This is a genomic window from Dietzia sp. IBK-p2-15D, from assembly GCF_057773105.1.
In genome coordinates this window covers 31,558-49,332 of the sequence record NZ_JBYMTK010000008.1, presented here as the reverse complement: position 1 = coordinate 49,332, position 17,775 = coordinate 31,558, and the positions used below count along the sequence as shown (strand labels likewise).

Genomic DNA, 17,775 nt, shown 5'->3' with positions numbered 1-17,775 from the left:
CTCCTCGCGTCTCGGGGGTCTGGGACCGGCCCAGTCTACCTGCGACAACCGTCACGCGGGCCACGGGCACGCCCGGCACTCACCCGTACGTGTCACGGGGGCCGCGACCGGACACGTGCAGGGGCCCCTTGCGCCAGCTCGGTTTCTCGGGTCCCTCCACCTTGAGACGACGGACATGACCCGGCCCCATGGCGGCCGCGATCTTGCGGAGGATGTCGGCCGACATGAGCCGCAGCTGAGTCGCCCACGCGGTACTCGCCGCACGGACGTACAGGATGCCTTCCTCGAGGCGCTCCGGGGTGGCGTGCGCCGAGACGTCCTCCCCGACGATCCGATCCCACTCCGCGAACAGACGCCCGGTGGTGACCTTGTCGTCCCAGCCCCGTTTCTTGGCGACCTGGCCCACGAGCTTGCCGAGGGGCTGTGGGTCCCACGGGTCGGCACCGGATCCGGTCCACCCGCGCTTGCGCAGCCGCTTGCCCGCCCCCACCGGGCCGGTCCGTCCCCGGCCGACCTGCTTGCCCTCCGCCCGGGCTCGGGCGCGGGCCTCCTCGAGGGCCTGCTTCGCGATGTCATAACCGCGTTGTGGCGGGTCAGACGGTGTTACGGAATCCTTGCCGGTTCGGTCCGTCACGGTGTTGCCCTGCTTCCGGTATCGGTGTTGTCGTCGTCGTCCCCACCACTGTCCGCGTCGCTGACCCCATCATCCCCGCCGGCGCGCTCGCCCGCGTCAGCACCGTCATGCTGACGTCGTGACACCGTCATCGCCGAGTGACGATCCGCTCCCTCGCCCGTCATCACGACGTCATGACGGACCCCGCGCAGCGTGCCCGGGACGTCCTCGCCCACTGCCGCCGTGATGAGAACCTGTTCGACGCCGGACGCGACATCGGCCAGGGCGGCCCGGCGGTGCCGGTCGAGTTCGGCGAAGACGTCGTCCAGGAGGAGGACCGGTTCCGCCCCGTCGGCACGGAACAGCTCGAGCGATCCCAGTCGCAGCGCCAGGGCGAACGACCACGTCTCACCGTGACTCGCGAACCCCTTCGCCGGCTCGTCGCCGAGTCTCAGGATCAGGTCGTCGCGGTGCGGTCCGACGAGTGACATCCCGCGGTCGATCTCGTCGCGACGGCGCCGCCCGAGCTCGGCGAGCAACACCGCCTCGACGAGTCCCGGGTCAGTCAGCTCCGACTCGTCGGGCGCGTCCGCGACGCGGAACCGGTAGGTGAGATCGGCCGGGCGGGACTCCGGGGCCAGGCCCCGATAGGCGTCGACGACGAGGGGCCGCAACTGCCGGAGGAGGTCGATCCGCCCGGCGACCACTCGTGCTCCGAGTTCGGCCAACCGCCCGTCCCACACGTCGAGGGTGTCCAGCACAGCCGCGGAATCCTCGGGCCTCCCACGCCGCAGTGCACCGGAGGCCGATTTGAGCAGGGCGGTCCGCTGGCGCAGCACCGAGGAGTACTCGCTGAGGTCACCACCCAGTGCGGGGCGCCGCTGGATCATGAGCTCATCGAGAAGCCGGCGACGTTCGGCCGGCTCGCCACGGACGAGCGCCAGGTCCTCCGGCGCGAACAGCACGGACTGGACCACCCCGAGGACGTCGGACAGTCGTCGGCAGGGGGAGGTGTTGAGTCGCGCCCGGTTGGCCTTGCCGGAGTTGAGCGCGAGTTCGACGGTCAATTCACGTCCCGCGTTGTGTGCGAGTGCGCCCACCAGTGCGGTTCCGGCACCGGTCCTGATCATCGGCGTGTCGGTCGCCACGCGGTGGGACCGCAGGCTGGCGAGGACCCCGACCGCCTCGAGAACGTTGGTCTTGCCGTGCCCGTTGCGTCCGACCAGGGTGGTGACCCCGGGCTCGAGCTCGAGTTCGAGCAGGGGCCAGGAGCGGAAATCGAGGAGCCTGAGATGACGCAGGTGCATACCGGATCGGTTCCGGGGCGGGGCCTCAGCCCGGCAGGCGCACGGGCATGAGCAGGTAGGTGTGGTCGGAATCCACCGGCTGGATCGCGCCGTCCGCGCCGGGCTCCGGGAGGGTCTCGGGTGCCGGACGCAGCACGGCCGGTCGGCTTGCCTGGGTGAACCCGAAGGCGACGCGGCCTGCGTGGACACTGCCGAGACCGTCGAGCAGGTAACCCGGGTTGAACGCGATGGTCAGCGGCTCGCCGACGAAGTCCACCGGAAGGGTCTCGTTGGCCTGGGCGGCGTCATCGCCTCCGGCCGACAGTGCGAGCTCACCATCAGAGAACGCCATGCGCACCTGCACGCCGCGGTCGGCGACGAGCGCGACCCGCTTGATCGCCTGGACGAGCGAGTCCACCTCGACGATCGCGAGTGAGGTGTGCTGCGGCGGGAGCAGCTGGCGGACCTTGGGGAATTCCGCGTCGAGAAGGCGGGTGGTGGTCCGCTGACCGGACACCAGCACACCCAGGATTCCCTCAGCGCCCACATCGGAGCCGGCACCCAGGCTCAGATCCACGCGACCGCCGTGGCCGGCGGAACGGGTGACCTCGGACAGTGCCTTGGCCGGGATGAGCACCTCGACCGCGACATCCGCGCGGGCCGGCTCCCAGTCGAACTCCCTGATGGCGAGACGGAACCGGTCGGTCGCGATGAGCGTGACGCGGGTGCCCTCGATCTCCATCCGGATGCCGGTGAGCATCGGCAGGGTGTCATCCTTGCCCGCCGCGACGACGACCTGGGACACGGCCTCGGAGAACGCGTCGACCTCGGCGGAACCGGTGACCTCCGGCATCGCCGGCAGCTGCGGGTAATCCTCGACCGGCATGGTCGGGAGCGTGAACTTCGCGGTACCGCAGGAGATGTACATCTTCTGGGCGGTGACGACGACCTCGACCGGACGGTCCGGCAGGGCACGGGCGATGTCCGCCAGGAGTCGGCCGGACACCAGCGTGCTGCCGGGCTCGGACACCTCGGCCGGCACGGATACCTGCGCTGAGGTCTCGTAGTCGAACCCGGAGATCGTCAGTCCCGAATCGGCCTCGAGCAGCACCCCGCCGAGGATCGGGACCGAGGGACGCGAGGGCAGCGTGCGTGCCACCCAGGCCACGGAATCCGCGAAGTCCTCGCGGGTGACGCGGAACGTCGGATCCGTGATCTCCATCGATGACCTCTTTCAGGCGGGGGTGGATACCGGGATCCGGTATCTGGACGATTGGTCGGTTCGAGCTCTTATTGCACGTTTCCGCCGCCGGGGGCGGAGCGTCTCCATGAGAGTAACCGCTCGGACCGACAGCGGACACACGGACTCGGCGTAACCCGGTCAAGCAGGCTCGCCGCTCCACATCCCTACTTCTAACAAGAACTATCTAGAGAGATAAGAGGTAGTAGTAGGTCCTGTGAAATTGTGAGCCGAGGCCTGTAATCACAGGTCTGTGCCGATTTCGTCGTGTGGACGCAGTCGTGCGATCTTGTGATTTGCCTCCCGACCCCGGTGGAATCACAAGAGTCTGTCCACCGTCTGTCCACCATCGGTCCACAAGACTCCACAGGGTTGTCCACAGCTGTGAAGGGTGTGACAAAGGGTGTGTGGGGGTCCCGGATGTGTCGTACGGCGCGTCCTGATGCGTGTGGAATGACCCGTGATGAGGTCCTCGAATCGGGCGAAGTGTGCGCGACTCGACAGCGAGACCCGGGAGTCCCACGGTTCGTCTTCCGTCGGGCGGGGTGTTTCTCGCGAATCGGGGCGGGTATCCGTTCGGGGCGGGACGCCGGACTCGGCAGGGGGCCGCACAGGGCCTGTTACGACCTCTCGCAGCGGTCCTGGGTCCGCGCACCCGGGCGTCCGGACGCCGTCGGGCGTCGTCGGGCGTCGATCTGTTGCTGTCGCCGTCGCCGACCGTCATCTGCGTCGCGTTCGGTGTCGGCAGAGGGCCGGCCGGAGACGCGGGGCGTCGGTGGACGTCGGCGGGGGCGGGCACAAGCGGGGCCGGGCACAAGCGGCGGCGCGAGCGCACAGCGTGGGTGAGTTCCGGCGTGGAGCTCAGAGGGACCGCGAACGCTCCTTGATCCGGGCCGTCAGCTCCTGGATCTGGTCGTACGTGCGCCGGTCGTCCTTGATCTCCTTGAGGATCTTGCGCTGGGCGTACATGACCGTCGTGTGATCCTTGCCGCCGAAGGTGACGCCGATCTTGGGAAGCGACAGGTCGGTGAGCTCGCGGCACAGGTACATGGCGATCTGCCGGGCGCGCGACAGTGACCGGGTCTTGGAGGTGCCACACAGTTCGTCGATGCTCGTGGAGAAGAACTCCGCGGTCACCGCCATGATGGTCGCCGCCGAGATCTGCAGGGAGTCGTCGTCGGACACCACGTCACGGAGGACGACCTCGGCGAGAGGCACATCGATCTCGTGGCCGTTGAGGGAGGCGAACGCCACCACCCGGATGAGTGCACCCTCGAGCTCCCGGATGTTGCGCTGCACGCGGGTGGCGATGAGTTCGAGGACGTCCCTCGGCACCACGTAGTTCTCGGACTTCGCCTTCTTGTCGATGATGGCGATCCGGGTCTCCAGCTCGGGGGGCTGGATGTCGGTGATCAGACCCCATTCGAAGCGGGTGCGCAGGCGATCCTCGAGCGGTTGGAGCTGTTTGGGCGGCCGGTCGGACGAGATCACGATCTGCTTCTGCGCGTTGTGGATCGTGTTGAAGGTGTGGAAGAACTCCTCCTGCACCTGTTCCTTGCCGATGAGGAACTGGATGTCGTCCACCAGGAGGATGTCCGCCTCGCGGTACCGCTTCTTGAACATGTTCTGGCGGCCGTCACGGACGGAGTTGATGAAGTCGTTGGTGAACTCCTCGGTCGAGACGTACTTGACCTTCTGTTCGGAGTACATCCGCAGGGAGTAGTGCCCGATCGCGTGGAGCAGGTGGGTTTTGCCCAGTCCCGACTCGCCCCAGATGAACAGCGGGTTGTACGCACGGGCCGGGGCCTCGGCGACCGCGAGCGCCGCGGCCCGGGCGAACCGGTTGGAGTTTCCCTGCACGAAGGCGCTGAACGTGTAGCGCTCGTTGAGACCGGGCGCGGTCGCGGCCGACAACGCCTCGTCGCGGTCGCTGCCGTGCAGGAGACGCTCGGCGGCGATCTGCTCCTCGGTCATCCGCCGTGGGCGGGTGGTCGCCGGCGGATGTTCGTCCTCGTCGCCCGGTCCGTGGATGTCGTCCGCGGTGATCTCGGGTTGGCCGGAGTCGTCGTCCGTCGGAGGTTGTCCCCCGGCGAGTGACGTGTCGACCTTGACGGCCAGGTCGATGGGCTCGCCGAGCTGGGAACTCAGGGCACGGGTGATGGGTCCGCGTAGGACGGACTCGATGTTGTCGCGGGCGAACGCCGACGGAGCGGCGAGCATCGCGAACCCGTTGACCACGGCGATCGGTTGGACGAGCCGGAGCCACGCCTGCTGTTGGCGGGACAGGGCCGGGTTGTCGTCACTGGCCAGTTCCGGATCGGTCAGTCTGTCGAGGACGGCACTCCACACGTGTTCGAGTTCTGGAGACACGGTGGGCGGTCTCCTCTCGTCGTGTGTCGGGCGTCGCCGGTGGTCCGGGTGGCCGGCGGTTCCGGAGCCACACTCTATCCACAGGCTCCGACCCAGGTCCACTGAGGTATCCACATGGTTGTCCACAGCTGTGGGAAGACAGACCCCTCCCGTCTGTACACGGGGAGGGCTTCAGTGGGAGGGCCGGGAGTGTTGTGAAGAATCTAGGTTATTCCAGCCCTCGTGGGGCTCGCTTGAGGAACGACGGTAACAACACGACGATCAACGGGGCAACCCTCAAGAGTGACTGGAGGCCGGATGTCAAGCATCGCGGCCGTAGGCGTGTCGTTCTGGCCAGCAAACTGGTATCAGTGAGACGAGTGGGATTACACGGTTTGGTGGCTGACGCTCCGGGCGCGTAATCTTGAAAAGTCTGTCGTGCGCCCGTGGGCGCTCGGCGCGTCGTGGTGCCGCCGTCTCCGGTGATTCGACGACGTCTCGAACTCGATCGGGCGCCGGTCACGGCGCCGACTTCACGTGAGGAGCCAACCATGGCCAAGGGCAAGCGGACCTTCCAGCCGAACAACCGTCGTCGTGCCAAGGTGCACGGCTTCCGTCTGCGCATGCGCACCCGCGCCGGTCGCGGCATCGTCGGCGCTCGCCGGCGTAAGGGCCGCGCGTCGCTGACGGCCTGATTCCGGCCGGGGTGGCGGGTGCTCCCCAGGACGCACCGGCTCCACCGTTCCGCTGACTTCGCGACGGTGGTGCGCAAGGGTGCCAGGAAGGGCCGCCGCACCATGGTCGTACACGCCCACGTGGACTCCTCGGATGTCCGCGTGGGCGGTTCGCGTTTCGGGCTGGTCGTGAGCAAAGCCGTCGGGGACTCGGTGACTCGTCACCGCGTCAGCCGGCGGCTTCGTCATATCGCGGCCGACCTCGTGGAGGAGGCCGGGGACGACCTCATGGTCGTCATCCGCGCCAACCCCGCGTCGGCCGGTGCCACGCACGACGACCTCGTGCGGGATATGCGCACCGGGCTGGCCGCCGCGGCCGCCCGCGCCAGGGGCTCGTCGTGAGCTCCGGGCGGCCGGGCCCCCTCGCGCGGGTCCTGTTGTGGATGCTCGACTTCTACCAGAAGGGGATCTCCCCGTGGACCCCGCCGAGCTGCCGGTTCGAACCCACGTGCAGTAGTTACGCCGTCGAGGCGGTCCGCGTCCACGGTGCCTGGTACGGCGCCTGGCTGTCGGTGTGGCGCGTGCTGCGCTGCGGTCCGTGGACCCCGGGTGGCTGGGATCCGGTACCCCGGCCCCGGGCGCCTGATCCGCCTTGTGACGAGCATGACGAGCATGACGAGCACTCCGACAATTCTCGAACGTAGCTAGGACTCCACACCCATGTCGTTCATCACCAACCCTCTGGTCTATTACCCGATCTCGGGGATTCTCTGGTTCTGGCACAAGATCTTCGCCTTCGTCGGCGGACTGCTCCCCTGGGTCGAGGCACCCGACTCCAACGGTGTCATCTGGGCACTGTCGGTCATCTTCCTCGTCTTCACCCTGCGAGCGCTGCTGTTCTGGCCGGCCGCCAAACAGATCCGTTTCTCCCGCAAGATGCAAGAGATGCAGCCCAAGATGAAGGAGCTGCAGAAGCGGTACAAGAACGACCGCGAGAAGTTGGCGGTCGAGACCCGAAAGCTGCAGAAGCAGGAGGGGTTCAACCCCCTCCTGGGTTGCCTACCGATGCTGATCCAGATCCCGGTCTTCCTGGGTCTGTTCCACGTGCTGCGGTCGTTCAACCGGATGGGCTCGCAGTTCGGCGCGCTCGGGATGAGCGCCGAGGAGACGCGCAACACGGGCAACTACGTGTTCAACGCGGACGAGGTGCAGAGCTTCCTCGACGCCCGCCTGTTCGGTGCTCCGCTCTCGTCCTTCATCTCCCAGCCGGTCGAACAGTTCCAGGCCTTCGTGGAGCCGGGCGCGATGCTCGACTTCGCCCGGTGGAACATCATTCTCGTCGCCCTTCCGCTGATGATCGTCTCGGCGGTCACGACCCACTTCAACGCGCGGATCTCCCTGTCCCGCCAGTCGCCTGAGGCCGCGGCCAACCCGCAGGCCAAGATCATGAACCAGCTGATGCTGTGGGCCTTCCCCATCGGCATCCTGGTCACCGGTGCGTTCTGGCCCATGGCGATCCTGGTGTACATGGTCACCAACAACCTCTGGACCCTCGGGCAGCAGTACTTCCTGTACGAGAAGATGGCCAAGGAGGACGACGCCGCGGCCCTCCTGCGGCGCGAGGAGCAGAAGGCGCTCGCTCCGCGGGTGGGTGTGAAGCCCACCAAGCCCAAGAAGAACCGCGCCGCCGCGACGGGAACCGGCGTGGTGTCGGATCCGGCCGGGGAGGTGGGTACCGCGACGGTGGACGACGACGAGGTGATCGACTCCGACCCGGGGCCTGCGGTCGCTCCGGCATCCGCTCCACGCCCGGGTCAACGGCCTCAGGCTCCCGGCGGGCAGCGCAGTAGGCCGGCCCAGAAGGGATCGGGTTCGCGTCCCAAGAACAAGAAGAAGAAAAAGAAGCGTTGACCCGCTAGGGAAACGTGAGTGGACAAGGTCCCCGATGCTCCGGCGTCGGGGACCTTGTCCCATACTTGGGGTAGATAGTCGTCGCACCCCCGGGGTTCGGCGATCGGCGGTCACGACGGAGGCAGGTCCATGTCCAAGAGGAACATCGAGGTGTCCGAGGAACGATTGGTCGAGGAGGGCGAGGTCGCTGGCGACTATCTCGAGCAGTTCCTCGACATCCTCGATTTCGACGGGGACATCGATCTGGACGTCGAGGGTGATCGGGCTGTGGTGAGCATCGTGGGCGGCGACGACTTGGATACCTTGGTCGGCTCGGATGGCTCGGTCCTGGACGCTATCCAGGAGTTGACGCGTCTCGCGGTGCAACAGGAACTCGGCGATCGGAGCCGGTTGATGCTCGACATCGCCGGCTGGCGTGAGGCGAAGCGTGAGGCGTTGAGCGAGTCCGGACGCATGGCAGCGCAGCGGGTTCTCGAGTCAGGTGAGTCGGAGGAGCTTGAGCCCATGACGCCGTTCGAACGCAAGATCATCCACGATGCGATCGCGGAGATCGAGGGTGTCACGTCGGACTCGACCGGCGTCGAGCCCAACCGCCGGGTGGTCGTCCTGCCCGGGTGACGGGAGGCTCGGGGCAGGGGTGCGAGCCGGACGGCTCGCACCCCTGATCTGTGTCCGAGGGTCTAATGACAATGATGTGATTCACCGGCGGTGTTTCACGTGAAACAGTGGCTTTGCGGCCGCGAAAAAGGAGCGCGAGACCATGAACGGACACACGGGCCACGAAGCGTCACGTGACACGGACGGGGACGATAGGGCTGCGGGTGAGACGCCGCCCGACTCCGGCTCGAGGTCCGGCTCCGGTGATCTGCCCTCGCCCCCGCCCGCTGCCGCTGAGGTGTTCGGTGACCGGTTGGGTCTTGCGACGCGGTACGTTGATTTCCTCGCGACAGCCGGACTCGAGCGTGGGCTGATGGGTCCGCGTGAGCGTCCTCGACTGTGGGATCGGCACGTCCTCAACAGTGCGGCTGCTGAATCGCAGTTGGCGCAGGGCGAGTCCGTCGTCGACATCGGGAGCGGCGCAGGCCTCCCTGGTATCCCCTTGGCGCTCGCGCGCCCAGATCTGACGATCACTCTGGTCGAGCCACTTCTCCGTCGGGTCACGTTTCTCGAGGAGATCATCGGCGAGCTCGGCATCGATGTCCATGTCATTCGGGGTCGCGCCGAGGAGAAACCCATCATCATCGAGGCGGGGGAGGCGGACGTCGTGACCTCCCGGGCAGTGGCACCGCTGGCGAAGCTCGCCGGATGGTCTGCTCCGCTGCTGAAGGTGGGTGGCCGTATGGTTGCCCTCAAGGGCGAGTCGGCAGTCGACGAGGTCGAGCGTGATCGTGTGGCGCTCCGCAAACTCGGGTTCGAGGACGTTCGCGTCGAGACCGTCGCTGCCCCGGATGCCGAACCGACGAGGCTGGTGATCGGCACCCTGGCGACTAGGATGGGGGGCCGTGGCTCCCGATCTCGCGGACGCGGGCGTCGGTCTCATTGAGGGCTGATGGGGACGTGTCCAGTGTCGGTTTCACGTGAAACAATGGCACCGACACGGCGGCGGGCTCGCCGCGCTCACGATGCAACTCGAAAGGTGACGGATGTCCTACGACGAGACCCCGATCTTCGCGGCCGCGCGCCAGGCGAACGAGGTCCTCCACGGGGATGCGCCGGCACTCCCCCGTCCTGAGTCGCCGCGGATCGTGACGATCGCCAACCAGAAGGGCGGGGTGGGCAAGACCACGTCCACCGTCAATCTCGCCGCCGCTCTCGCTCTGGGTGGGCTCGGGGTGCTCGTGATCGATATGGATCCGCAGGGGAATGCGAGTACGGCGCTCGGTGTCGAACACCGCGAGGGCACACCGTCGAGCTATGACCTTCTGATGTGGGAGGCGTCCGTCGATGAGTTGATGCAGAAGAGTCCTCATGCCGAGCGCTTGTTCTGCGTACCGGCGACCATCGATCTCGCAGGATCGGAGATCGAGTTGGTCGGGCTCCCCCAGCGGGAACGACGTCTCGCCGAAGTCCTCCTGCCGGAGGACCTGCAGTCGCTCGGTATCGACTACGTCTTTCTCGACTGTCCGCCCTCGCTCGGTCTGCTCACCGTCAATGCGATGGTCGCTGCTCGCGAGGTCCTCATCCCGATCCAGTGTGAGTACTACGCCCTCGAGGGAGTGGGTCAGCTTCTCCGCAACGTCGAACTCATCCAACAGCATCTGAATACGGATCTGGAGATCTCGACCATCATGCTGACGATGTACGACGGACGCACCAAGCTTGCCGAGCAGGTCGCCGGTGAGGTCCGGAAGCACTTCGGCGACACAGTGTTGCGGACGGTGATCCCGCGAAGCGTCAAGGTGTCCGAGGCGCCCGGGTACGGGATGACCATCCTCCAGTACGACGCCGGGTCACGCGGCGCGCTGGCCTACCTGGATGCCGCCCGCGAGATCAACGCACGGGGCGGGCCGTCTGGTCCGGGAGACCTCGTATCCACGCCCACCGCGGGTGAAGCTGAGGGCGTCGACCGCCCGGAGGAGAACTGATGAGCCAGCAGCGTAAGGGCGGTCTCGGGCGGGGTCTCGCGGCCCTCATCCCCACCGGCCCCGACGAAGGGCCTCGGCTCGGTAACGACGCCGCCGACCTGATCCTGGGGCCGCGTGGTGGCGGTCCGCGCACCACTCCCCCACGTCCGCGCTCGTCCGGGGCCGGGTATCGGGGTACGGCGGATATGGAGCTCACCGGTACCTCGTCATCGACGGCTCGCGGGGCCGACGCTGGCTCGCATGCCGACGATGGCGCGCCGGTTTCACGTGAAACAACCGAGTTGGTGGACCCCGGTGCCGTCTACCGGGAGATCTCCCCGGCCGAGATCGACCCCAACCCGAAGCAGCCCCGTACCCACTTCGACGAGGAGGCGTTGGCTGAGCTCGCTCATTCCGTCAAGGAATTCGGACTCCTCCAGCCCATCGTCGTCCGTGAGATGTCCGGTGGGCGCTATCAGCTCATCATGGGTGAGCGACGCTGGCGGGCGAGTCAGCGCGCGAAGCTCGAGACGATCCCGGCGATCGTCCGGCAGACCGACGACGAGGATCTGCTGCGGGACGCTCTCCTCGAGAACATCCACCGGGTACAGCTCAACCCGCTCGAAGAAGCCGCCGCCTACCAGCAGCTGCTGGAAGAGTTCGACGTGACCCAGTCAGAACTCGCGACGCGCATCGGCCGGTCCCGCCCCGCGATCACCAACAGCATCCGCCTGCTCCAGCTGCCGACAGCCGTACAGCGGCGGGTCGCAGCAGGTGTGTTGTCAGCGGGACATGCGCGCGCACTTTTGGGCCTCGAGGCGGGGGCGCCGGCACAGGACGAACTCGCCGCCCGGATCGTCGCCGAGGGCCTGTCGGTGCGGGCGACCGAAGAGCTCGTCACCCTCGCCAACCGCGATCCCGGGGACACCACGGACAAGCCCAAGCCCGCGCCCCGCGGACGCCAGCGTAACCCCGAGCTGGAGGCGGTGGCGGGTCGGCTGTCCGACCGTTTCGAGACGTCGGTGTCGGTGACGATGGGGCGCCGCAAGGGACGTATCACCATCGACGTCGGTGACACCGATGATCTGGCCCGGGTACTCGCACTTCTCGAGGGCGGGTCGACCGCAGCGCCGCGATGATCTCCCTCCGCCCGCTGGACCTGTCGGCGGTGGACCAGTTGGGTCCTCGCGCCCGGCGTTGCGTTTATTGGCAGACCGACGGTGAGCAGTCCCCGGGAGATCCGGAGTTCGAGAAGGAAGCGTGGATCTCACACGTATCCCTGGAATGGGGTGTCTGCGGCCAGCTCGCCACCTACGGGGACCGATCGACGGCTGCCGCCTTCTACGCCCCCCCGGGGATGGTGCCTCGGGCGACGTGCTTCCCGACCTCGCCCGTCGGCGCTGACGCTGTGCTGCTCGCCGGCATGAGTGTCGAGCACGGCGCACCGGCGGGGGTACTGACCGCGTTGCTCGACGCCGTCGTCGTCAATGTCCGAAGCCGCGGAATCAAGGCCATCGAGGCCTTCGGGGTCACGTCCGAGGACCCCGGGCATGTTACGTCACGTGACGGGTGCGGCGCGGACTCGTGTGTGCCGGGGATGAGCTTTCTCGTCGAGCACGGTTTCACGGTGGTGGCACCCCACGAGACCCACCCACGCCTCCGGCTCGATATCGAGAGCGAGCACTTGTGGAAGGCGGACGTGGAGCGCGCCCTCGATCAGCTCTTCGCCGAACACGGATTCGCCACCCGGCGGCTCGGGGTGCTGTCGGGCGCGTCGGCGAGCGCCGTCGCCCGGGGACTCTGACACTCGGAGACTCTGACGCCCGGGGATTCTGACACCCGGGACTCACGACACCCCGGACCCCGACTCCCCCGGGGTGGCCGGAGGCGCGATCAGTCTCGCTGGCGCTGCTCGTAGTCGATGAGGGCGTCGACGGACATCGACCCGGTGGGATGATCGTCCTCGTCGAGGAGGTAGAGACGTTTCACGCCCACGAGGATCGAGTCGATGATGGTGTCCTGGGCGGCACGATCGCCGAGGATCTCGAGATCCTGCGGGTTGTACGCGTAGCCCAGGTAGATCTGCACGGACGGCATGCGGGTCATTCGCAGCAACGGCCAGCTCCGGCCATGGGTCCGGCAGTCGCGAAGAGTGGTGCGGCTGACGATCTCCCGCTGGATGAAGCCGGACAGGGCCTCACCGAGCATGGACTCCGCGCCGAGCGAGTTTCCGAAGTAGAACGTCGCGACCCCGTTGCCCACCGGATTCGGGTGGCGGTCCAGGCGGAGCGAGATGATGAGATCGGCGTTGAACGCGTTTGCTATCTCGGCACGCTCGGGATCGGTCGGGATCATCGCCTCGGGCCGGGAGAGGAAGACCTCCACGCCGGCCTGGTTCATCCGCTCGGAGAGCCGCCGGGTGATGTCCCAGAGCAGTTCCGCGTCGGTGATGGTCCCGTAGGGGGTGTCGATCCGGATCGGGTTCTCGGACCCACTGGGGCCGGGATCGAGGACGATCCGTTTACCGGCGAGCATGGGACCGGAGGTGCGGGCCCGCTCCTTCTCGACGAGAGAGGCGACGTCCCCGCCCTTGAACAGGGTCGAGAACCGGCTCAGGGTGCCGAGGGTCTCGCCACCGACCACACCGTCCGCGGGGAGCGCGCAGTCGCGCTGGAAGTCGGTGACGGCCGCGTGCGTGAGGGGGCCGAAGGTCCCGTCCACCAGGCCGGCGTAGAACCCGAGCTCGCCGAGTCGGCGCTGCAGTTGGGCGATATCGTCCCCCGCCATCGGCCTGGAGACGATATAGCTCAGGTCCCGGGTCCCCAGCACGTGGCTGGCGTCGTGGAGCGCGGCCTGGGTGGCCGGACCCACGATTCCGTCGGAGATCAGCGCACGCGCCTGCTGGAAGGCCAGAACGGCCTTCTCCAGGTCGGCGTCGAAGACGGCGTCGGTACGCGCGAGCACTGACCCGGTCTCGGGCTCGGTGACCCCGACCGACTCGATGTTGTGCAGCAGACCCATGCCCGCGAGGGTGGCTCGGATGGCGGCCACCTCGGGCCCACGGTCACCACGCCTCCACGCCATGGGTCTCCTCCCGCTCTCCTAGTGTTGGGTACCCGGATGAACTTACCGCCTCACACGCGGACATGCCCCGTCCGCGCCGGGCGGTGGGGGAACGCCACGGGGGAGCGCCACAGGGTGGCGACTCGGGGTAGCGACACAGGGTAGCGACCCGGGGCCGCCGGCGTGTGCGTCAGGCGCCGAGGACGTCGCCCAGCTCGGCTCGGAGCGCCGACTTGGACTTGGCGCCCGTGATGCGCTTGACCGGCTGTCCCTCCGAGAACAACAGCATCGCGGGGATCGCGGTGATCTGGTACTCGGCGGCGAGTTCCTGGTTGGCTTCGACGTCGACCTTGGCCACGGTTAGCTTGTCCGCCTCCGAGCCCGCCAGCTCGTCGAGGACCGGCGCCATCATGGTGCACGGGCGGCACCATGTGGCCCAGAAGTCCACGAGAACGGGCTTGGAGCCGCTTGCGGTGAGCACGGCGTCGGCGAAGTCGGCCTCGGTGACGTCGATGATGTTGGGGGTGTCGGCCATGAGGTGGTCCTTTCGGGTGGGTGGACGGGGCCCGGTTGTTCCGGGCCCGGTGCGGGCTCAGGCCTGCTCGGCGAGCCAGCGCTCGGCGTCGATCGAGGCGGCGCACCCCGAACCGGCGGCGGTGATGGCCTGGCGGTAGCGCTTGTCGACGAGGTCGCCACAGGCGAACACCCCGGGAAGGGAGGTGGCGGTGGTCTGACCGGTGAGGACGTAGCCGTCCTCGTCGACCTCGACCTGGTCGCGGGCCAGCTCGGAACGGGGATCGTGGCCGATCGCGACGAACATGGCGGCGGTCTCGAGCTCACTGGTCTCACCGGTGACGGTGTCGCGCAGACGGAGTTTCTCGACCGAGCCGGTCGCGCCGGCCAGCACCTCGTCCACGGCCGTGTTGAGGACAAACGAGATCTTCTCGTTCTCCCGTGCCCGCTCGAGCATGATCTTGGAGGCGCGGAACTCCTCACGGCGGTGCACGATCGTCACGGAGGAACCGAACTTGGTGAGGAAGGTGGCCTCCTCCATGGCGGAGTCGCCGCCGCCGACCACGACGATCGGCTTGTCGCGGAAGAAGAATCCGTCACACGTGGCGCACGAGCTCACGCCCCGGCCGAGGAACTCCTGCTCCCCCGGGACCCCGAGGTAGCGGGCCGCGGCACCCATCGCGAGGATCACGGCGCGGGCGCGGTGTTCCTCCTCGCCGACCCGGACGGTCTTGATGTCCCCGGCGAGGTCCATGGACGTCACGTCCTCCATCCGGAGGTCGGCCCCGAACCGCTCGGCCTGCTCACGCATCTGCATCATGAGATCGGGGCCCATCATGCCCTCGGCGAAGCCGGGGAAGTTCTCGACCTCGGTCGTGGTCATGAGCGCGCCACCGAACTGGGAGCCCTCGAAGACGACGGGCTTGAGCTCGGCCCGCGCGGAGTAGATGGCGGCGGTGTACCCGGCCGGGCCGGATCCGACGATGATGACGTCGTGGACGGTGTCGCTCATGAGTTCTCGGGGCTCCTCGGGCGGTTGGTGGCTCGTGAGTCGGAACCGGCATCAGGTGCCGGGTCTTCTAGTGGCCACAACACCCCGGGGGGCTGCCTTGTTCCCGCGCCCGCCCACCGGGTGACGGGAGGAACACCCTCACACGGTGAGGGTGACCCCCTCGAGCAGGGCCGCGAGTTTCGCGCGGCCACGGGAGCACCGGCTCTTCACGGTGCCCGGGGGGATGTTGAGCAGGTGGCTCGCCTCGGCGACGGTGCACCGCAGCATGTCGACGACGACGACGGCGTCCCGCTGATCGTCGGGCAGTTCCGCCAACGCCTCGGCCACGATGATCGCGTACGCCGGGTCCTGGTGGAAGTGGTCACGCAGGGTGACCCGTTCGTGCAGGGACGGGGTGAGCTGGGTGTGGGTGCGCAGGCGCTGGGCCCGCATCTTGTCCAGGCAGGCGTTGACCACGATGCGGTAGAGCCACCCCTGGACCGGGCAGGCGTGGCGGAAGGTGTCCGCCTTCCGGTACGCGGAGACGAGAGCCTCCTGCAGGGCCTCGGCGGCGTCGTCGCGGTTGAACGACGTGCGGATGGCCAACCGCCAGAGGTAGTCGTAGTGCCGCCGGACGAGGGCGGAGAAGGCGTCGGGGTCCCCGGCGACGTGCGCGTCCAACAGTTCGGCGTCGGACAGCGGTGACTCGGCTATCAGTACGGACTGGGCCCTGGGAGCGGACTGGGCGCCGAGCGGGGATTCCGCGCCTGCGGGCGGGGCAGGGCAACCCGCCGCTGTCGGGACGGCGGTACCGGTGTTCACGGCCGTCACCGTAACCCGGCCGGGCCCCCCGTGGGGACGTCTCCCGGCCGGTCAGCGGGTCAGTTCGACCTCGCTGATCGTGGCCTCGTAGGACTGGGCACCGGAGGTACCCAGGCGGGTGATCCACACCAGGACGTACCCGGACTCCCGCGGGTCATCGATCGTCACGGTGGCCGACCCGTCGCGGACGGTGCCCGCTCCGAGACGGGTGGTCTCGTCGAGTGACGCCGGAGAGGCACCGGGCGCGGACCGCACCTCGAAGCGCACGCCGTCATCCCCCGAGCGGAGCACCACCCGGCGGACCTCCTGCTCACCGTCCAGTGCGAGCATCAACCCGATACCCGGCTTGTAGGCCGACGGGCCGTCGCCGATCTGGGACCGGTAGGCGTCGCTGGACCACGAGGTGGACGGGTCACCGTCGACCACGTTGGGGGCATCCGCCGAGTTCTCCGCGACGCCGTTCGAGGACGAGGGCTGCCAGGTGGTGACGGTCGACACGGAGACCGGGGTGGTCGAGGTGGCCTGCTCCGCCTCGTCCCCGGTGTCGCCTGCGGCGGAGTCATCGGCCGCGGGCTCGGCGGTCTGGGAGGCGCGACTGGCCTGGGCGGCCCGTTCGATCGCGTCGAGCTGCTGTGAGAGCGGGGTGTCGTTGCGGGTACCGCCGAACCCCCCGAGCATCCACGTGAACAACAGGGCGATCACCACGACCGCGGCCGCGCCGGTCCCGGCCATGATCTGCCAGCGGCGCTTCTGGACCTCCGGGTCCGGCTCGCTGTACGGCGCGGGTTCGGGACCCGCCTCAGCCGAGGACCACTCCGCCGACGACCACTCCCCCGGTGCCCACTCCGTCGCGGTGGCGGTCGCCGGGTGGGCGACCCGGGAGGAGGCCCCGGGGGCGGCGCGCCGCGGCCCGCCGACGCGATCGGTCACCATCGCCCTCACGGTGGCCGCCGAGCTGACCGACGACCCGTCGAGAGACCGCATGGCCAGCACCGCGGATTCCGGCGCCACCCCGGTACCGGCCACCGTGGGGTCGAGGACCTCGTCGTCGTCGTCCCTCCGGGCGGGACCGGGCCGACCGTCGGTCGGTTCGTACAGATCGGAACCCTCGGGCAGCGGGAGCGGCCACGCTCCGGTGAGCAGCGCATAGAGGGTAGCGCCCAGGCCCCGCACGTCGGACCGGGCGTCGTCCCCCTCGCGGACCCCGGGGAAGGCCAGGACGGCGCGCCCGTCCTCGGTGAGACGGATCCGGTCCGGCGAGTCGAGGCCCAGGGTCAGGCCCACCTCCTCGGCACGGGTCGCGGCGTCCGCCAGACCCCACACCGCGCCCACGGCGGAGTCGGGGTCCGGCTCGGCCACGGCCGCGGCGAGACTGCGTCCGGGGATCCACTCCGAGACCACGATGCCGCCCGCGCGGCCGCGGATGACGTCGAGCACGCGCGCCAACCCGTCCGCGTAGACCGTGGTGAGCGCGACGGTACGGTCGAGCACCCCCGTCGCCGAACCCGGAGGCTGCTCGCCGGGGAGCGGGTCGACGAAGGTCAGGGCGACGAACCTCCCCAGGCGCCGGTCGCGGGCCTTCCAGAAGGACTGGCCGGCGACACCACCGCACGGTTCGAGGAGCTCGTACCTGCCGCCGGAGACCAGGCCTCCGACGGTCAGACGCGGTGGCGACGAGGCGGTGTCCGGTGCCGGGGCTCCAGTCTGTTCACCCACCCGTTGACCCTCCTCGCCTGGTGCGGCAGCCCG

At 68.4% G+C, this 17,775-nt stretch carries 18 protein-coding genes; 9 read left to right on the top strand and 9 right to left on the bottom strand.

Features of this window, described 5'->3' with window-relative positions; translation table 11 throughout:
* Nucleotides 1-79 precede the first annotated feature (79 nt).
* From AC3DEV_RS11735 to dnaA, 4 genes are all read right to left on the bottom strand, one after another.
* A complete protein-coding gene (locus AC3DEV_RS11735; RefSeq protein ID WP_120285664.1) occupies nucleotides 80-634 on the bottom strand; it encodes a DciA family protein in 555 nt (184 codons plus the stop codon).
* Nucleotides 631-1,920, bottom strand: coding sequence for a DNA replication/repair protein RecF (gene recF, locus AC3DEV_RS11730; protein ID WP_488372226.1), 1,290 nt, complete (start codon nucleotides 1,918-1,920; stop codon nucleotides 631-633). The genes AC3DEV_RS11735 and recF overlap by 4 nt, the downstream gene beginning before the upstream one ends.
* 25 nt (nucleotides 1,921-1,945) lie before the next feature.
* Nucleotides 1,946-3,121, bottom strand: a complete 1,176-nt coding sequence (gene dnaN, locus AC3DEV_RS11725) for a DNA polymerase III subunit beta (RefSeq protein ID WP_488372225.1) — start codon at nucleotides 3,119-3,121, stop codon at nucleotides 1,946-1,948.
* 879 nt (nucleotides 3,122-4,000) lie between these two features.
* Complete coding sequence (gene dnaA / locus AC3DEV_RS11720; protein WP_396118712.1) at nucleotides 4,001-5,509, bottom strand: chromosomal replication initiator protein DnaA; 1,509 nt, start codon at nucleotides 5,507-5,509, stop codon at nucleotides 4,001-4,003.
* A gap of 530 nt (nucleotides 5,510-6,039) precedes the next feature.
* Here dnaA and rpmH point away from each other — a divergent pair.
* The 9 genes from rpmH (at nucleotide 6,040) to AC3DEV_RS11675 (ending at nucleotide 12,441) form a co-directional block, all read left to right on the top strand.
* Nucleotides 6,040-6,183, top strand: a complete 144-nt coding sequence (gene rpmH, locus AC3DEV_RS11715) for a 50S ribosomal protein L34 (protein WP_007629603.1) — start codon at nucleotides 6,040-6,042, stop codon at nucleotides 6,181-6,183.
* Nucleotides 6,184-6,201: 18 nt separating this feature from the next.
* Nucleotides 6,202-6,564, top strand: coding sequence for a ribonuclease P protein component (gene rnpA, locus AC3DEV_RS11710; RefSeq protein ID WP_488372224.1), 363 nt, complete (start codon nucleotides 6,202-6,204; stop codon nucleotides 6,562-6,564).
* A complete protein-coding gene (yidD, locus tag AC3DEV_RS11705) occupies nucleotides 6,561-6,866 on the top strand; it encodes a membrane protein insertion efficiency factor YidD (RefSeq protein WP_488372223.1) in 306 nt (101 codons plus the stop codon). Before rnpA ends, yidD begins: the two co-directional genes overlap by 4 nt.
* 16 nt (nucleotides 6,867-6,882) lie before the next feature.
* A complete protein-coding gene (gene yidC / locus AC3DEV_RS11700) occupies nucleotides 6,883-8,073 on the top strand; it encodes a membrane protein insertase YidC (protein WP_488372222.1) in 1,191 nt (396 codons plus the stop codon).
* 129 nt (nucleotides 8,074-8,202) lie between these two features.
* Nucleotides 8,203-8,691, top strand: a complete 489-nt coding sequence (locus tag AC3DEV_RS11695) for a Jag family protein (protein ID WP_366221597.1) — start codon at nucleotides 8,203-8,205, stop codon at nucleotides 8,689-8,691.
* A 142-nt stretch (nucleotides 8,692-8,833) separates the two neighbouring features.
* Nucleotides 8,834-9,616 (top strand): 16S rRNA (guanine(527)-N(7))-methyltransferase RsmG, encoded by a 783-nt coding sequence (rsmG, locus tag AC3DEV_RS11690; RefSeq protein WP_366221599.1) that lies wholly within the window; start codon nucleotides 8,834-8,836, stop codon nucleotides 9,614-9,616.
* Between the two features lie 100 nt (nucleotides 9,617-9,716).
* Nucleotides 9,717-10,658 (top strand): ParA family protein, encoded by a 942-nt coding sequence (locus AC3DEV_RS11685; protein WP_366221601.1) that lies wholly within the window; start codon nucleotides 9,717-9,719, stop codon nucleotides 10,656-10,658.
* Nucleotides 10,658-11,776, top strand: a complete 1,119-nt coding sequence (locus AC3DEV_RS11680) for a ParB/RepB/Spo0J family partition protein (RefSeq protein ID WP_488372221.1) — start codon at nucleotides 10,658-10,660, stop codon at nucleotides 11,774-11,776. The genes AC3DEV_RS11685 and AC3DEV_RS11680 overlap by 1 nt, the downstream gene beginning before the upstream one ends.
* Nucleotides 11,773-12,441 (top strand): hypothetical protein, encoded by a 669-nt coding sequence (locus AC3DEV_RS11675; protein WP_067720183.1) that lies wholly within the window; start codon nucleotides 11,773-11,775, stop codon nucleotides 12,439-12,441. Before AC3DEV_RS11680 ends, AC3DEV_RS11675 begins: the two co-directional genes overlap by 4 nt.
* Before the next feature lie 89 nt (nucleotides 12,442-12,530).
* On the opposite strand, the gene AC3DEV_RS11670 is transcribed toward AC3DEV_RS11675, so the two are convergent.
* From AC3DEV_RS11670 to AC3DEV_RS11650, 5 genes are all read right to left on the bottom strand, one after another.
* A complete protein-coding gene (locus tag AC3DEV_RS11670; RefSeq protein ID WP_488372220.1) occupies nucleotides 12,531-13,721 on the bottom strand; it encodes an N-acetylmuramoyl-L-alanine amidase in 1,191 nt (396 codons plus the stop codon).
* 169 nt (nucleotides 13,722-13,890) lie between these two features.
* A complete protein-coding gene (trxA, locus tag AC3DEV_RS11665) occupies nucleotides 13,891-14,235 on the bottom strand; it encodes a thioredoxin (protein ID WP_067720180.1) in 345 nt (114 codons plus the stop codon).
* A 57-nt stretch (nucleotides 14,236-14,292) separates the two neighbouring features.
* Entirely contained in the window at nucleotides 14,293-15,225 is a 933-nt protein-coding gene (trxB, locus tag AC3DEV_RS11660; protein ID WP_069389400.1) for a thioredoxin-disulfide reductase, read from the bottom strand.
* Between the two features lie 138 nt (nucleotides 15,226-15,363).
* Nucleotides 15,364-16,035 (bottom strand): RNA polymerase sigma factor SigM, encoded by a 672-nt coding sequence (sigM, locus tag AC3DEV_RS11655; protein WP_488372219.1) that lies wholly within the window; start codon nucleotides 16,033-16,035, stop codon nucleotides 15,364-15,366.
* Between the two features lie 42 nt (nucleotides 16,036-16,077).
* The gene (locus AC3DEV_RS11650) at nucleotides 16,078-17,742 is read right to left on the bottom strand and encodes a protein kinase family protein (RefSeq protein ID WP_488372218.1); all 1,665 of its coding nucleotides are present in this window, start codon (nucleotides 17,740-17,742) and stop codon (nucleotides 16,078-16,080) included.
* Nucleotides 17,743-17,775: the final 33 nt, after the last annotated feature.